The organism is Luethyella okanaganae (assembly GCF_042660285.1).
GTDB classification, from domain to species: domain Bacteria; phylum Actinomycetota; class Actinomycetes; order Actinomycetales; family Microbacteriaceae; genus Luethyella; species Luethyella okanaganae.
In genome coordinates, this window is sequence record NZ_JBHSTP010000001.1 from 1,251,846 (window position 1) to 1,265,395 (window position 13,550).

Sequence of the window (13,550 nt, forward strand, 5' to 3'; positions counted from 1 at the left end):
GTCATCTGTCGCTCTCGTGATTCCTCCATACAAGTCGGGATCTCCGACGTTCAAGACGCAACCGAACTACACCGCGCAGGCGAGAAGACTGTCTAGGCAGATGGTCGGCTGATCGGTGCCGATCACTACTCCGTTGTCTGGCTCCCCGGTCGCCGTCGCCGCACCAGCAGCCATGCGGTGATCGCGAGCGCGGCGACGATAGCCAGGACGAGTAGGTCGGGAACGGAGCGGGTATGTTCCATCACCCATCCTTCGACCTTCACCTGTTGAGAAGCTCCAAGCAGGCCTCCGAGGCTGGTCGTGCCGTTGCTCAGCAACATGAACAAGCCGACAAGGCTGGTTAGTACGCCACTGATGATGCCTGTCCAGGTGTTGCGCCACCGGCCGATGCGAACCTCACGGGGGCGCACCAGCTTGCGGACGAACGGCAGCCGCCCCCACAGCAGGCTGAGCAGCAGCAAAGGCAGTGCCATGCCCGCGGCGAACACGAGCAGGATCATCCCGCCATACAGCGCATTCCCCGCCACGGCGGCGAAGGTCAGGACGGCGCCGAGCAGTGGCCCGGCGCACACGCCGGCCAAGCCGTAGACGGTGCCCAGCGCATACACGGAGGCCACCGAGGTCCCGCCAGAGGTCCGATGAGAGGTCAGCAGCGGGATAGGGATGTTGGCGAGCATGATCAGCCCGAGGACGATGACCACGGCGGCGGCGACGGTGACGAACGTCGCGCGGTACTGGTTGACGAACGCTCCCAGAGTTCCGGCCAGTACGCCAAGGGGGACGAGCGTGGTGATCAGCCCCAGGTAGAACACGCCGGTGCGCGTCAGCAGCGCACTCGGTGTGGAGAAGGCGTAGGAGAAGAACGCGGGTAACAGCATCACCGAGCATGGGCTGAGCAAGGTCAGCAACCCGCCCAGGAGTGCACCGAGCAGTCCGAGTTCCATCGACTACTGCGCCTTGCCGATTGCGGCATCCAGGAAGTCGCGGAACACCTCGATGGGCTGTGCGCCAGACAGGGTTGTGCCGCCTGCGACGAAGAACGGGACACTATTGACACCGAGGCGCTGGGCGGTGGTCGTGCTTTCGCGCACCTGGGCCATCAGCTCTGGATCGTCCAGATCGGCGGTGAATCGGTGAATGTCGGGCACGCCGATCTGCTGAGCGAAGCCGATCAGCTCCTCGCGCGACAACTCGGTGTGCCCGCTCTCAGGAGCGGCGCCGTAGACCGCGCTGAGGTACCGGGCGAACATGCCCTGATTGCCGGCGGCACGAGCGGCCACCGCGGCGTTCTCGGATTCCGCTCCGAAGAAGGCCACGTCACGCACCTCGATGCGCACCTTCCCAGTCTTGACGTACTCCTCGACGATGTTCGGCAGCGTCTCACGGCTGAACACCGCGCAATACGGGCAGAGCATGTCGGTCCACTCCACCATCACCACCGGCGCATCGACGTCGCCGATGGCCTTCGGATCATTCGGATCACGTCGCTCGATACTCGTCTGCAGCATCTGATCGCTGGTCTCACTCGGAGCAGGCACAGCACTCGGGCTCGTTCCCGCGGTCATCTGCGCAACCAGCACCACGGCGAGGAACACCACCACGGCGGCAAGTACGACGTTGATGATCTTGGACCTCCGGTACTTCGTCTCCAAGGTACTGACACGAGAGGGAGCCTGGTTCATCACCCAGGTAGCATACAAGATGCATCCGAGTGGCCAGATGTGTGCTGGCTGCGACGGGGGAGGGCTGGCCCAGCACAACGAAGGCGGGACGATGGCAGCGACGAACGGCGGCGAGGGCAGCCACACCGCCCGACACCAAGCTCCGCCGTGCTTGCTACCGAAATGCACGCCCCGAGGAGTCGAGCCGTCATCGAGTTCGGTGTCACGCAGAATCTCGGCGAGCAACGTCGTCACGTGCCTGTTCTCGCTCGTCAAAACCGACACGTTCAGGGACGGGATACCCTGGCTTGCAAGGAACCGCGACACATCGCCACCATGAGCGGCTTCGAGCGCGGCGATCGACGCCGGGTGCGCAATGTCGACGAGCCATCCACCACCGACTACCTGGATCTCATACAGGCGCCGACTCTCTCGCCAGCTCGGCGGAATGGTCCCGACCGCGGAAGTCTTCCTCGCCCCACTCCACAGCGATCGTCTGCAACAACTCGTCGACGGTGAGGTCGACGGCGGCCGCGAGAGGCACGAGCGGGTCAGTCGCCCCATTGGCCCGCTTGAACTGAGAAAGCACTTCGGCGTACGCGCACTCCGCGGTTTCGGCCAGGTAGTACGTGCGACCGAGCGTATCGAACCGGCCCCATTCCTGACGGTGCACATCCGGAGTCCGCCACGGTGCTGACGGTTGCAGGTACCGTGCCTTGGCGACGTGGAACCCGAGCTCATCGTCCGCTGGGACGAGGCGTAGGCCGCTCGCAGCGCAGATGCGGCCGTTGGCCGCCGTCATTCGTCGACGTCGGCACGGACGCCGTCGATTTGCTTCTGGAACGACGGAACCCACCGGGTGAGCGCTGGGAGGTCGTCGCAGGCAACGACGATCGTGAAGCCGGCGGTCCTCCGCTTCCGGAGGATCTTCATCTCGGCCCGGACGACGTACGGAATCTGAAGCGTGTCATAAGCCTCGCTGAGCTCAGGAATACCGCCACCCCATGACTCCGCGACCTGGTCCCGCCAGATGCAGAACTCGCCGTTGGGCTCGAACCACATCGCGTTCTTGATGTTGAGGGTACCGACGAGCTTGCGCTGCGCTGCGCGCTGCTCAGGGGTCAAGTTGGCCATGACGCTCAGATTATCGGCGCGATGCGCCAGTCCAGCGCGACGACGCAGGTCCCGCATCGTTTCGTCATCCCTCGGATTGGCCCACGCAAGCAGAAGGGCCGGAAAACGTCAGCTCTCCGGCCCTTCGTGATCCCGCGTGCTTACTGCAGACGATCCGCGCCTCGATGCGATCTCCGCACTGCCCACCTGACGATGAAGACAACCACAAGGACAGGGACAGCGATGACAGCGACCACGATCGTGACGATGAGAAGCGTGTGCATCAGCAGCATGAGGTCAGTATCACATAATTCACGGCGATGTATCCCACTTGGTCGTGTCCCGAACGTGGAACGTCAGCTGGTACACACCGGATCCGGATCCGACCAGGAACGTCACGTAGAGCGTCGCCCGCACCGCAGCTTCTGATGAACCATTTTGAACTGACCGAATGAGCTGAAACCCAGTGCTGTTCACGGTGGCCGCTGCCGTCCAGTACCCGATGTTGCGGTAGTTGGAGACCTTAGCTGCGCCGATGTTGCTTGTCATCCCGTCCGAGTAGAAGTCGATATCGAACGAGAACTGATTCGTAGCGATGTGACAGTCATAGAACGGGAAGCTCCCCACCCCGGACCCTGCCCTGCAGCCGGAGATAGATCGCGGCTGAATGCCTGTTCCTGACGCGCTGGCGGGTTTCGGGATTGAGTGATCTCATCCTCTATTCCTTCCCCAATGCGAAGTGAATCTGCGGCCTCCAGGGAGAAGGTCGCTACAAGGGGATGTCCGGCAAACCTTCTCCGGTTCCCACGAATCTCCTATCCGTAAAAGCGCTGCACGATGCCGATTTCGTCGCGGCGCTGCTCCGCCTGTCGTCGCGGCGCTGCTCCGCCTGTCGTCGCGACGAAGGTCATCCCGGTAGGCCCTTCGTGTTAGCCTCTGTTCGTTCCAGACGGGGGGTCTCGCGGGTGGTCGACGAACGAGCTGATGCCTCCCTCTGGCTGGAGGCCACAACGGGTACCGAAAGATCATTCGGTATCCTCTTCGACCGTTACCGGACACGCGTCTTCCGCAAGGCCTACTCGCAGCTGAAGAGCGTGCACGACGCCGAAGACGTCGTGGCCGTGGTGTTCCTCGAGGCGTGGCGCAGTCGCGCGAAGGTCCGAATCGTCGAAGGATCGAGCCTCCCCTGGCTCCTCAGCGTCACGAGCTACGTGCTCCTGAACCAGACCCGCAGCACCCGACGGTGGCGACGACTCCTAGCGGCCCTGCCCGAACCGGAACTTCACGCAGACCATGCGGACCAGGTGCTCGAACGTGCCGATCAAAGCGAGCAATTGCGCGCGGTCTACGACGCCATGACCAGCCTGACTTCGCAGGAGCGCTCGATCATCGACCTCTGTGTGATCGAGGAACTCCCGATTGCAACCGGCCCACATACGGACCTCGTCGCCGAAGCGGGAGCGGAACTCGATGCCGTCGACCAGGTCGTTCTGCTCGCCGTCACGGAGGTCGAAGATCCACCGTGCGATCGAGCGGGTCAAGTCGCGCTGGTCGGCGTCTTTCAGCACCGAGGCGTCCAGCAGCACGGGCTTCAGCTTGAATCTGGCGAACGGGAAGCCCGCCTGGATCGCCGAGATGCTCTCCCGGTGCGTGACGAAGCAGTAAGTGCCCGATTGGTCAGCGCTGCCGCCGAACCGTTGCTCGAGCCACCAATAGCCCACCGTCCCGGATGACGCGTCGGGGTGGAGATCCACCTCGCCCTCCGGGTCCTCGATCTCGTCGAGCGCGGCGTCAGCCAGGGGGTCCGGCCTGAAGTGCGCGAGCACCTCAAGCAGGCAAGCCAGCAGGCTCTCACCGGTGTAGAGCGTCCGGAACTCCGAGCTCTGGTCGTCCCAGCGCCCGTTGAATCGGCCGGAAGCCGACCCGCCAGACGTGGCTCGTGCCGTCGATGACCTCCAGGCCCGTCATCCGATGAACGCGAACGCCTTGGCGGCCGCCATCACCTCGGGACCGACCTCGTTCGGGTCGCCCTCGTGCAGCACGCGTGCCGGCGACACGTCGTTCAGCGCCGGATTCATCCCCTTGAACCAGGACTGCACCGTCACGGCCTCGTTCCGCTCACGCAGCAGTGCTGCGATCTGGTAGGCCACGAGCAGCCGGTCTCGGTCGTCTTCCCCGGGCTTGCGGGTACCGACAGCCCACTCCGCCACCGGCTTCGTCGACTTGACGTTGCCGATGTAGGCGACCAGGCGAACACCGACGATGTCTCGCAACTTGGTAACCAGCTCGGGGAACGTCGAGCGCATCGCGTCGTCGTGCGCGCGCATCGTCGGCTTCTGGGTTGCTGTCGGGGCCATGTCTTTGACATTACTCCGACAAACCGTGAAAACGCCATAGGTAGATTACCCAAAATCGCCCTATAAATCACCCCGCTTATCAACGTTGAGAACGGAGCGTTCGAGCAATTCCCGTCGACGCGGGCTTCAGCCCGCACTCAGTGGTCAGACGCTTCGCGGCGATGCCCAGCGGGGACGACCACGACAGTCAACAGTTCGTCTTGGATCCGATAGAGCACGCGGTAGCCCCCGGTCCTCACCCGCCATTCCGGACGGCCTGTGAGTTTCTTGGCCGCCGGTGGCCGCGGCTGGTCGGCCAAGAGCTCGATCGCTGCGCCGATCCGTGCGCGCGCTTCAGGTGGAAGGTTCCTGATCGCACGCGCTGCAGTCGGCAACACGTCGATGCGGTAGGTCACAGAGTGAGGCCGAGATCACGTTTGACCTCGTCCCAGGGCACTGGCACCTCATCCAGCCACTCAGCTTCCTCCCACGCCGCGTCCACTGCGCGAATGTCCGCGAGCTCCTCCGCATCCTCCAACAGGCGCTCCAACTGCGCCGAATCGATCACCGCCGCAACAGGCCGGTTTCGGCGCGTAAGAAAAACCGGCTCGACCCGTGCCTCATCGATGATCGACGCCAACCGTCCGCGCGCATCCGTAATTGCTACCTGAGTCATACGCTAAGCGTATCAAAACGTACACTTCAAAGCAATCGGCGCATTATGTACTAAATAGCCGATAATGCACATTATGTCAATAAGTAAATCCCCTATCTGCGGAAATTGCAGATAGGGGAAGGATGGCTAATGACCGCATAGGTCTCGCTGGGGCCAGTCGTCGCGGTGGTGCCCTTCGTCGCGTTTGGGCTTGTGCTCGGGATATCGCGACGGTGGCCGGGCGTTGCTCTGGGCCTGATGGGTGCGATCCTCGTGCTGCAGTTTCTGGTTGAAAGCACGAGGTTCAGTAATACGAGCTGGGCGGAATACCTCCCTTTGCTCTACGCCGTGTTCAACATCAGCGCGTTCTGTCGCCCTCTGGTGCACCGCGCTTCCCTCCCAGTCGCCGCAATCTACGCGGTCGCGGTCGCATTCTTGCTGACGTTGCCGGCGCTCGGGCAGGACGGCTGGCCCGTGTTCTACTCGGTCGAGTCCGAGCGGGCAGTCCAAACTCCTGAGGGCATCGACCCAGGTTCGACCCTGTTGGCGGCCGGTCTCGCGGTCGGCGCCTGGTGTGCCGGGCTCGCGATGAGGGCCGCCCGCCGGACATATGAAGCCAGACTGCATGCGCAACGGCTCGAACGCGAGCTCACCGCGGCCGAAGAGGAACTCATCGCATTATCCGAGCGCGACCGGCTGGCCCAAGACGTGCACGATGTCATGGCGCACTCGTTGGCGGTGATCGCGCAAGCGGATGGGATCAGGATGACGGGTGAGGGTTTGGCGCCCGCAACACAACCTGACTTCGAGTTCGCCGGCGCCGCACACGACGGCGCCGAGATCGTCGATCTCGCTGCTGAGGCACACCCGGACGTCATCCTCATGGACATCCGCATGCCCCAAACCGACGGAATCACCGCCACCCGCCAAGTGCTGGTCGCATCACCCCGTTCCCGGGTCATCGTGCTCACGACACACCAACGCCAGGAGGCCGTCGCGCACACCATCGACGCCGGCGCCCACGGCTTCCTCATGAAGGACGCCCGACCCGAACTGTTGCTCGCCGCCATCCGCACCGTCCACGAAGGCAACTCCGTGTACGCGCCCTCTACTACCCTCGCGCTCATCCGCGACCTCACCCCCGCACCGCGTGACGAGCCCGACCAGCAGGCGATCGCCGCGCTGACGACACGAGAACGCGAGGTATATCCCCTCGTCGCGCGCGGCCTCAAATGCTGAGATCGTCGAATCCGCGTACATCGGCGAAACGACCGTCAAGTCACATATCTCCAGCATCCTCACGAAACTCGAGCTCGCCTCCCGACCGCAACTCGTCGCCCACGCCTACAACCACCACCTCGTCAAGTGAAGGAGTCGCCATGACCAGATCCGCGATCGACCTACCGCCGACTGAACCGATCGATATCACCGCTTACCTCCCTGACCCAAAGGACGAACCCTCCGCATAGACCGCGGTCCAGAGAGAGCATCGACGTCCGATGGCCGGTTGCCCAGCGACCCGGCTGCGCCTATGGTGATTCCATGGGTGGCCAGTCGAATGATGTCGAGTCGCCAGAGGCTGCGTTCGCTCCGTCCGTCGAGGACCAGCGACTGGCGTCCGGAACCGTATCGGCCGTGCGCGCCCGGTGGTCCGGCATGATCCGTCTCGTAGGCGTGGGATCGCTGCTCGTCGCGGTGCTGATCGGCGCGATCGCATACGGTCATCTGCTCAGATCAGGGCGCGAAGACGAGCATCTGCTCACGCTGATCGTCGGGGAGTGGTTTCCGACACTGTTCGAGATCGCGATCACCGCAATCGCAATCGGCATCACCGCGATCATCTGCGGCGCCATCGTCAGCCCGCCAAATCCCACGCGCCGCGGCAGACGGTCAAGGATCGCCTTTGCTTCAGTACTTGTCGCCCTCGTGGCGATCTCCCTTCCGGCGACCGCGATTGTCAGCGGATTCCAGCTGCTCAACCGAGCCTCGTACACCGTGCTGCCAGGCCAAAGTGATGGAGGCTGCCGCATCGTGGTCAGCGAATGGTCCTTCCTGCTCGCGGGCGGTGGCAGCGCCGGAATCGTGCAACCCGGATCCGTGATGGTGCAGTGGACCCGCGACTACACGGCGGACGACGGCCAGACACCGTTCTCTCGGGGTAGGTACACACTCGAATGGCACGACCGTACGGCAGACCTTGTCTTGCACGGGGACGGCACCGACCCAGTCTGGTGGACCACCGACGGCCCGCTCGTCTGCGAGCAGTAGCCCGATTCCGTATCGCCGCTCGTTCAGCTGAGCGTCAGCTGCCGTATGCGGATCCCCCACCGCGACGCTCGTCGACGCGCTGACCTTTTCGGGACGCCCAGCAGAACGTGATTCCTGTATGAGCCACCCCCGCCCGCAAAGATGCCCGGTGAAGGGGGCCTAAGCTTCGAAACCCGGCGAGCTTTGTGGAAATCCGATTAAGCAACTTCACCATCAGTAACGTAGCTATCAGCAGATTCTGATGTCTACACGCGCGACGACCCATACGACCTACCTAGCGATGTCTACTGCCGGCACGTCGGGACGGAGAATCGCTAGCCACATATGCAACGGCGGACAGGCGAGGTGCTGCTGGGCACCAATCGGCATCCAGCAGCACCTCAATTCGCTATGAGTGCGCGACCTGTCGGAGCCGAACACTCACTCCTGCCGAGACAAGCAGAAGAGCGACTTCGAATCCGGCGATGACGATCATCACCCAGCCCCACTGGTGCGGGTCCAGGGCCGCCGGGAACAGCGCCGCAAGCGGAACGACCACACCCGCCCCAATCACAACGGCCGAGAACTTCCGCCCCCATGCTGGAATGTGCCTGGCTGCTCGTGCCCGACGGTTCAACGCCGGCAGCGAGAACGCATCAACGATCACCACCACCATGAGCAGCGACGTCAGCCAGATCGGCACACCCTGCCCCTGAACCATCCAGATGCCCGCGGCCGCCGTCACCGCCGTCAGCACGACAAGGGACAGCACCAACGGCCAGCCAAGTTCGGGCACGACAGGACGGGTGTCAACAACGTCCCTAGTGGATTCACGCATCACAGCTCCCTTCGAATAGCTGCCAGTCTCAGCAGGGCTCAATCACCATGTGAGCGGTCGGCTGGGGGACGTAAATGAACGCTCGCACGCCGACGCACTTCCCCTGGTTGAGTGCCTGCTGAGCCATGCTGCTAGCGTACGCAGCCGCGAAACCGCAGGAAAGCCCGCCGATAGGTCCGGCGAGAGATGCGCAGCCCGCAGTAATGAGGACGCCGGCAATGCCACCCCATGTCGCAATTGTCTGCGTCTCCCCCTTGTTGTACATCAGGGTGCAGAAAACCCAATCGCACTGAAGCGACGGGTCAGCGACAACCGGATATGCCGCCCCGCGGTGGTCGACATGCTGCGTCAGCACGTTCCCATCGACGGTGTACGACGTCGGCAGCTCCCCACCGTTCGCATCCTTCGCCCACGCCGCACCCGATGAGGTTCACCGGTTGACCGTCAGGTTACCGCTCACCCAATCACTGAGAGTATCCGCGACCACAACCAGCAGAGCGGCCCGATCGGCACGAGTCCGGGCAGTACCAACCAGCTTGTTCAGCTCGGCGACGAGCGTGGCGTACTGAGGCGGCGTTTCAACGTCGGGATGCTGCATGACGACACCCCTGCGTGGCATCCCGCACGCGGACGCGTCGGCGAGCAGCTTCATGAAGTGGATCGCACCCGACCGCGTCCCACCCGTGTGCCTTCGCGCAGTCAAGCCCACTGCAACGTCATCGTTGCGCTCTTGAGGTGCCCGATCTCCGCAGGTCAGCGGGCGGCAAAGAACCAGGGCAGGTTACTGCCTTGCTGCAATTGGTAGGTGCAGTAGTGCGTGATCACGAAGCCCGACCTGGCCATCCGATCCATCGCCCCGAGGCAGGCTCCTTCGTTGGAGAAGAAGTAGTACTCCCCCGGGTCGTAGGCCTGAGCTGCCTGGGCGCCGCTGGCACCCACCAGAACCGTCAATGCGACAAACGCGAGTGCGAGCTTCCGCTTCATCGTTCCTCATCTCCTTTCGGGCTCGAGCCCCTCGTCGGGACTCACGTCCTATCGAACCTACTGGGTACGTGCTGAGCTGTCCACAGATGCATCCTCGACCACCCTTTGGGCCATAGCTCAGGCTGGCCGACAATTGGACACCGAGTTGTCCTGGGACGGCAAAACTCTGACCGCATCGATCTGTCTAGCGAAGACATCGCTTTTCCGGTGGTGACCGATCCCAACTGGGCGTATACGGCACAGAGTACGATCTGACGACCGGAAAGAGCGCTGCATGGAGCAAAGTCCAGGGGTGCTTCATCCGCTACGTCCCTCTACGGCGCGCCTAGAACCGCCGACAGGCGACATTCTTGAGCGAATGAGTCTGGACGCGTGACCATCAAGAAGACATTTCTCTTGTCCTTGTCATGGGCGTTCTCGTGGTCGTTCCTATCGGCAACCTACGAAGGTCTCCTCCACCTGTTGTGGAGGGGACCGGCGGCATGCGACCGCGGGTCGCTATTACGGATGGGTCTAGATCAGCTCACGTCGCGTGAGCGTCGCCGCCCGAGAAAGCGCATGACGGTCCCCGATAGAGCGGCGGCGAGGACCGGAAGGTACCAGTGCGCTGTCGTGTACCCGAACCCGAACAGCAACCCGAATATCAGGTAGGTAAACGCCGCGGCGGCTACAGCGATCGCAGCGGTGCGGGCCCAGGGATTCATGACGCATTCTCCTTCGTTGATCGCGCCTATGAGTTGAGTGCGCCGAACAGGATGCTCAGTGCGACACCCGCGAGGAGGTACAGCCCGTTGCACTGGAAGCTGTGCGCGGAACACCATGCGTCCAGCGCGGCGCCGCTTCGGTTTGTCGGCTGTGACGCCTGGTAGGCGAGGATGTTCACGGACTTCTGCCTGACACCATTCTTGTAGTAGGTGATCGTACCGGCGCAAGCGTCAGCGCGGACCACGTTCCACGTCTCGGTGCCGTAGCCCCGCTCGCAGGTGCGAGTCCAAGGGTCTGCGCGAGGCAGTGACCGTGAGCCGTCGGCCACGTAGTCCATGGCGCCAGCGACCGCCCCGGGTGTCTCCGGGTCGACGACCCAGCCGGTCGACGAGTCTGCTTGAGGGGCTGTTCCGGGATCTCTGCCGAAGCGGCGCTCACGGCCGCCGGTGACAGATCCGAGGTGCTGGCGTTTGCAGCAGCGGGTACCGCGACCGCTGCACCAGAGCGAGTCCCAGCAACATGGAGGACATGCGAACGCTGAACCCTGCAAGTTTCATGACTAGCATCTTGTTGAGTTGTATCGTTTGGCGATTTCCAAACGAACTGTCCCCTATACTGCCAGAACGGCAGTTTCAAGAGGTCGTTCAACGTGCTCGCTTGGCAGGCAGCGCAACCGGGTCGTCAGGGAGTTGATTTGGATAAGTGGTGCGGTGACTATCCGTTCCAGTGCGCCGGCGTCTTCGCGAGCATCGCATTCACCATCCTGTGGAATCCGATTACATCGTGAGGTACGCACTCGCCGCCGCCGTCGCCGGAGCGCTCTCCGCCTTTCTTCTCTGTGGCCTGGTCGTCAGTTTCACCTTCGCCGTCCAGATCTGGTACGTGTTCGTTATCGGTAGCGGTGTCGCTGCGCTAATCCAGTGGTGGCTTCGGTCACGGAGGAGTTCTGCGCACCAACAGCCATAACGGTCCTCCACCCCGGACAGCGCACAGGCTGTGTTGGCGATGTCCCCACAGCTCTGCCGGTCAGCCCCTTGCGGGGAGGGGATCACTTGGCGGAGTCCACTTCTGGCTGGAGTCGTTCACATCGCACGCGCTCACTGTCAATGCGGAGTACCAACCCGCCTGGGTCGTGAGACACAGGCCGTTAGAGACATAGTGCTGAGTGCTCGCGCTGTAGGTCCATTGTTGCGATGAATCTGCGCGACAACCTGTCATGGCAACGGCACCACCGGGAGTCGTCATAGTCAAGCACTGGTCGCTCTCGGGCAGGCGAAGCGTGCTGTCCCAAGCGTAGACCCATGCTTGGTGCTTGGTTTCCCGCGGTTTCCTCAAGGTAACAGGGGATCCGGAGAGACTTCCTTGCATGACGTTTCCGCTGGAGTCGAACACCTGCCCCCGCACGGTGTTTCCCACTGCGTCGTCATGGCGCGATCCATTGAGGACCGGGGTGACAGTGGTCGATGCTGGACACCCGGGGGTCGCCGTGGTCGAGATCTCGGCGATTTCGGGGACCTTGCCGCTCGAGGCGAGAGGCAGGCTGAACGTCGCGCTCGAGTACGGTTGATCAAAACACGATGAGTTCGGGTTGCTCCACTCGAAGTATTCGGTGAAGTCGGTCATCCCGTCACGCAAAATCGCGTCAGCCCCTGCGCGGATTCTTCCCAGATCGAAGGATTCGCTGGTGTCCTCGTCGGTCACAGTGACGCTGAACCAGCGGTCACCCTCATGCTTCACGTCGGAACGATAGGTATGACCCGCGACCCAATCAACCGCCATCCGGCAACTCATCCCCTTCCCCTCTCCGTCGAACGGAACGCAGTAGCTTCCCGGTGAGCCGGCCTTGGCCTCGTCCTTGGTCGCATTCCAGACCGAGAAGAGGAACAAACGCTCGTTGCCAGCACCGGTGACCTGCATTCCGGTATAGGCATCGCCCTGATTTCCGCGGGGGCCCTTGTCGGCGAAACTGAAGAAATGGGACCAGTAGACCCTCGCTGTCGGCCCAGGGTCGGTGTCGACCTTAGTTGTGAATGACACTGAGCTGAACGGAGTAGACGATGGCGGGAACGTGTAGTGCGTTTGCGATTGCGGCGTTCTGAAGACATGTTCTATGTCTGCCGCAGCGCTGCTGCTTGTTGCACTAACGCCGGTCACAAGCCCGGCTCCTACAAGCAAGACCGCGACAGAGCTTGCGCCGACCGTCCGGGGGGATCGAATTCTCGGGTTCATGATTCGAACGTACTGATCAAGAACCCAAGCCTCAATACAACCTGTGGCTCAACATCTTGCGCCGAATTGAGGACCAAAAGGGGCCTGAGTGGCGTCGACTTTCGCGAGGAAGCTCGACCATCACCAACGTCGGGTCGCCGGCTCATCGATGAAAATGAGTGCACAAGACCACGGATGCAGAGCTGGGCGTGGAGCCTGGCTGCTCAGGCGGCGTCAAGGAGGACTCGATGAACATCACCGACACCAAGTACTATGACGACTCCCAGTGGGTCGACTGGCCGGAATGTTCCGCATGAGACGCGCCCCGGCCGACGAGTTCGAGAGGTCCGAGGTCGGCAAGATCCTGCACACCTTCGTCCCCGCAACACGACCTGCTCGCATCGGCTGCGAACGCGACTGACCGGCACCACTGTCGCAGTGCCGGTCAGTCGTCAGCCCTTTATGGGGAGGAGATCACTTGGGCAGAGACCACTTCTGGAGAGGGTCGTTCGCATCGCACGCTCTCACCATCAATGGGGACACCTGCCCCCGCTTGGCGTTTCGCGCTGCGATATCGTGGTTCAATACTCGGAATCCACCAGATTGACAATGGTTGAATCCACCAGACTGACAATGGTCGAATCTAGCAGACTGACAACGGTCGAATCTGGACACCCGAAGGTTTTCGTGGCCGAGATCTCGGCGGGTACGGAAGCGCCTCCGTCCGACGAGCCGAGAGGCCGGTTGAACGTCACGCTCGACTGCGGATGACTATCACACGTTCCCTCGAGGTAGGTAGTGAC

20 protein-coding genes and 1 pseudogene are annotated in these 13,550 nt (G+C 62.6%); 5 read left to right on the forward strand and 16 right to left on the reverse strand.

The annotated features are described in order from the left end of the window. Positions 1-125: 125 nt before the first annotated feature. From ACFQB0_RS05855 to ACFQB0_RS05875, 5 genes are all read right to left on the reverse strand, one after another. A complete protein-coding gene (locus ACFQB0_RS05855) occupies positions 126-944 on the reverse strand; it encodes a cytochrome c biogenesis CcdA family protein (protein ID WP_386728705.1) in 819 nt (272 codons plus the stop codon). Positions 945-947: 3 nt separating this feature from the next. Then, positions 948-1,682 (reverse strand): DsbA family protein, encoded by a 735-nt coding sequence (locus ACFQB0_RS05860; RefSeq protein WP_386729687.1) that lies wholly within the window; start codon positions 1,680-1,682, stop codon positions 948-950. A 391-nt stretch (positions 1,683-2,073) separates the two neighbouring features. Then, positions 2,074-2,463, reverse strand: a complete 390-nt coding sequence (locus ACFQB0_RS05865) for a hypothetical protein (RefSeq protein ID WP_386728708.1) — start codon at positions 2,461-2,463, stop codon at positions 2,074-2,076. After that, positions 2,460-2,795: a hypothetical protein gene (locus ACFQB0_RS05870; RefSeq protein WP_386728711.1), complete on the reverse strand. Its 336-nt coding sequence runs from the start codon at positions 2,793-2,795 to the stop codon at positions 2,460-2,462. Before ACFQB0_RS05870 ends, ACFQB0_RS05865 begins: the two co-directional genes overlap by 4 nt. Positions 2,796-3,086: 291 nt before the next feature. Beyond that, positions 3,087-3,323, reverse strand: coding sequence for a hypothetical protein (locus tag ACFQB0_RS05875; RefSeq protein WP_386728714.1), 237 nt, complete (start codon positions 3,321-3,323; stop codon positions 3,087-3,089). A gap of 230 nt (positions 3,324-3,553) precedes the next feature. Here ACFQB0_RS05875 and ACFQB0_RS05880 point away from each other — a divergent pair, with 230 nt between their 5' ends. Continuing rightward, entirely contained in the window at positions 3,554-4,507 is a 954-nt protein-coding gene (locus ACFQB0_RS05880; RefSeq protein WP_386728716.1) for an RNA polymerase sigma factor, read from the forward strand. Positions 4,508-4,561: 54 nt separating this feature from the next. On the opposite strand, the pseudogene ACFQB0_RS05885 reads toward ACFQB0_RS05880, so the two are convergent. The 4 genes and pseudogenes from ACFQB0_RS05885 to ACFQB0_RS05900 form a co-directional block, all read right to left on the reverse strand. Then, positions 4,562-4,720 (reverse strand): annotated as a pseudogene (locus tag ACFQB0_RS05885) (RES domain-containing protein); the annotation flags it as partial. An 18-nt stretch (positions 4,721-4,738) separates the two neighbouring features. Further along, positions 4,739-5,131 carry a hypothetical protein gene (locus ACFQB0_RS05890; protein ID WP_386728718.1) on the reverse strand — a complete coding sequence of 131 codons (393 nt, stop codon included), beginning with the start codon at positions 5,129-5,131 and terminating at the stop codon, positions 4,739-4,741. 137 nt (positions 5,132-5,268) lie between these two features. Then, positions 5,269-5,526, reverse strand: a complete 258-nt coding sequence (locus tag ACFQB0_RS05895) for a type II toxin-antitoxin system RelE family toxin (RefSeq protein WP_386728721.1) — start codon at positions 5,524-5,526, stop codon at positions 5,269-5,271. After that, the gene (locus tag ACFQB0_RS05900) at positions 5,523-5,786 is read right to left on the reverse strand and encodes a type II toxin-antitoxin system Phd/YefM family antitoxin (protein WP_386728722.1); all 264 of its coding nucleotides are present in this window, start codon (positions 5,784-5,786) and stop codon (positions 5,523-5,525) included. The genes ACFQB0_RS05895 and ACFQB0_RS05900 overlap by 4 nt, the downstream gene beginning before the upstream one ends. A gap of 237 nt (positions 5,787-6,023) precedes the next feature. Here ACFQB0_RS05900 and ACFQB0_RS05905 point away from each other — a divergent pair, with 237 nt between their 5' ends. The 3 genes from ACFQB0_RS05905 (at position 6,024) to ACFQB0_RS05915 (ending at position 8,033) form a co-directional block, all read left to right on the forward strand. After that, positions 6,024-7,004: a response regulator gene (locus ACFQB0_RS05905; protein ID WP_386728725.1), complete on the forward strand. Its 981-nt coding sequence runs from the start codon at positions 6,024-6,026 to the stop codon at positions 7,002-7,004. Positions 7,005-7,023: 19 nt separating this feature from the next. Further along, a complete protein-coding gene (locus ACFQB0_RS05910; protein WP_386729690.1) occupies positions 7,024-7,134 on the forward strand; it encodes a LuxR C-terminal-related transcriptional regulator in 111 nt (36 codons plus the stop codon). 173 nt (positions 7,135-7,307) lie between these two features. Further along, positions 7,308-8,033: a hypothetical protein gene (locus ACFQB0_RS05915; protein WP_386728727.1), complete on the forward strand. Its 726-nt coding sequence runs from the start codon at positions 7,308-7,310 to the stop codon at positions 8,031-8,033. A 388-nt stretch (positions 8,034-8,421) separates the two neighbouring features. Here the strand turns inward: ACFQB0_RS05915 and ACFQB0_RS05920 are convergent, their stop codons facing one another. The 6 genes from ACFQB0_RS05920 to ACFQB0_RS05945 all read right to left on the reverse strand — a co-directional run bounded on the left by ACFQB0_RS05920 (position 8,422) and on the right by ACFQB0_RS05945 (position 12,576). Then, complete coding sequence (locus tag ACFQB0_RS05920; RefSeq protein WP_386728728.1) at positions 8,422-8,850, reverse strand: hypothetical protein; 429 nt, start codon at positions 8,848-8,850, stop codon at positions 8,422-8,424. Between the two features lie 430 nt (positions 8,851-9,280). Continuing rightward, a complete protein-coding gene (locus ACFQB0_RS05925; RefSeq protein ID WP_386728730.1) occupies positions 9,281-9,502 on the reverse strand; it encodes a hypothetical protein in 222 nt (73 codons plus the stop codon). A 101-nt stretch (positions 9,503-9,603) separates the two neighbouring features. After that, positions 9,604-9,834 carry a hypothetical protein gene (locus ACFQB0_RS05930; RefSeq protein ID WP_386728732.1) on the reverse strand — a complete coding sequence of 77 codons (231 nt, stop codon included), beginning with the start codon at positions 9,832-9,834 and terminating at the stop codon, positions 9,604-9,606. Positions 9,835-10,352: 518 nt separating this feature from the next. Continuing rightward, positions 10,353-10,538, reverse strand: coding sequence for a hypothetical protein (locus tag ACFQB0_RS05935; RefSeq protein WP_386728735.1), 186 nt, complete (start codon positions 10,536-10,538; stop codon positions 10,353-10,355). A gap of 26 nt (positions 10,539-10,564) precedes the next feature. Next, the gene (locus ACFQB0_RS05940; protein ID WP_386728737.1) at positions 10,565-10,783 is read right to left on the reverse strand and encodes a hypothetical protein; all 219 of its coding nucleotides are present in this window, start codon (positions 10,781-10,783) and stop codon (positions 10,565-10,567) included. Positions 10,784-11,565: 782 nt separating this feature from the next. Beyond that, complete coding sequence (locus ACFQB0_RS05945) at positions 11,566-12,576, reverse strand: RICIN domain-containing protein (RefSeq protein WP_386728740.1); 1,011 nt, start codon at positions 12,574-12,576, stop codon at positions 11,566-11,568. Between the two features lie 350 nt (positions 12,577-12,926). Here ACFQB0_RS05945 and ACFQB0_RS05950 point away from each other — a divergent pair, with 350 nt between their 5' ends. After that, positions 12,927-13,064, forward strand: a complete 138-nt coding sequence (locus ACFQB0_RS05950) for a hypothetical protein (RefSeq protein ID WP_386728743.1) — start codon at positions 12,927-12,929, stop codon at positions 13,062-13,064. 264 nt (positions 13,065-13,328) lie between these two features. Here the strand turns inward: ACFQB0_RS05950 and ACFQB0_RS05955 are convergent. After that, positions 13,329-13,550: hypothetical protein (locus ACFQB0_RS05955; RefSeq protein WP_386728744.1), on the reverse strand; the 222-nt coding region annotated here is incomplete at its 5' end.

Excerpts from the sequence above, each read along its gene's own strand:
- ACFQB0_RS05855 (WP_386728705.1), bottom strand. The coding sequence starts at position 944 with ATGGAACTCGGACTGCTCGGTGCACTCCTGGGCGGGTTGCTGACCTTG.
- ACFQB0_RS05860 (WP_386729687.1), bottom strand. The coding sequence starts at position 1,682 with ATGAACCAGGCTCCCTCTCGTGTCAGTACCTTGGAGACGAAGTACCGG.
- ACFQB0_RS05865 (WP_386728708.1), bottom strand. The coding sequence starts at position 2,463 with ATGACGGCGGCCAACGGCCGCATCTGCGCTGCGAGCGGCCTACGCCTC.
- ACFQB0_RS05870 (WP_386728711.1), bottom strand. The coding sequence starts at position 2,795 with ATGGCCAACTTGACCCCTGAGCAGCGCGCAGCGCAGCGCAAGCTCGTC.
- ACFQB0_RS05875 (WP_386728714.1), bottom strand. The coding sequence starts at position 3,323 with ATGACAAGCAACATCGGCGCAGCTAAGGTCTCCAACTACCGCAACATC.
- ACFQB0_RS05880 (WP_386728716.1), top strand. The coding sequence starts at position 3,554 with ATGTCCGGCAAACCTTCTCCGGTTCCCACGAATCTCCTATCCGTAAAA.
- ACFQB0_RS05890 (WP_386728718.1), bottom strand. The coding sequence starts at position 5,131 with ATGGCCCCGACAGCAACCCAGAAGCCGACGATGCGCGCGCACGACGAC.
- ACFQB0_RS05900 (WP_386728722.1), bottom strand. The coding sequence starts at position 5,786 with ATGACTCAGGTAGCAATTACGGATGCGCGCGGACGGTTGGCGTCGATC.
- ACFQB0_RS05905 (WP_386728725.1), top strand. The coding sequence starts at position 6,024 with ATGGGTGCGATCCTCGTGCTGCAGTTTCTGGTTGAAAGCACGAGGTTC.
- ACFQB0_RS05915 (WP_386728727.1), top strand. The coding sequence starts at position 7,308 with ATGGGTGGCCAGTCGAATGATGTCGAGTCGCCAGAGGCTGCGTTCGCT.
- ACFQB0_RS05920 (WP_386728728.1), bottom strand. The coding sequence starts at position 8,850 with ATGCGTGAATCCACTAGGGACGTTGTTGACACCCGTCCTGTCGTGCCC.
- ACFQB0_RS05925 (WP_386728730.1), bottom strand. The coding sequence starts at position 9,502 with ATGAAGCTGCTCGCCGACGCGTCCGCGTGCGGGATGCCACGCAGGGGT.
- ACFQB0_RS05930 (WP_386728732.1), bottom strand. The coding sequence starts at position 9,834 with ATGAAGCGGAAGCTCGCACTCGCGTTTGTCGCATTGACGGTTCTGGTG.
- ACFQB0_RS05935 (WP_386728735.1), bottom strand. The coding sequence starts at position 10,538 with ATGAATCCCTGGGCCCGCACCGCTGCGATCGCTGTAGCCGCCGCGGCG.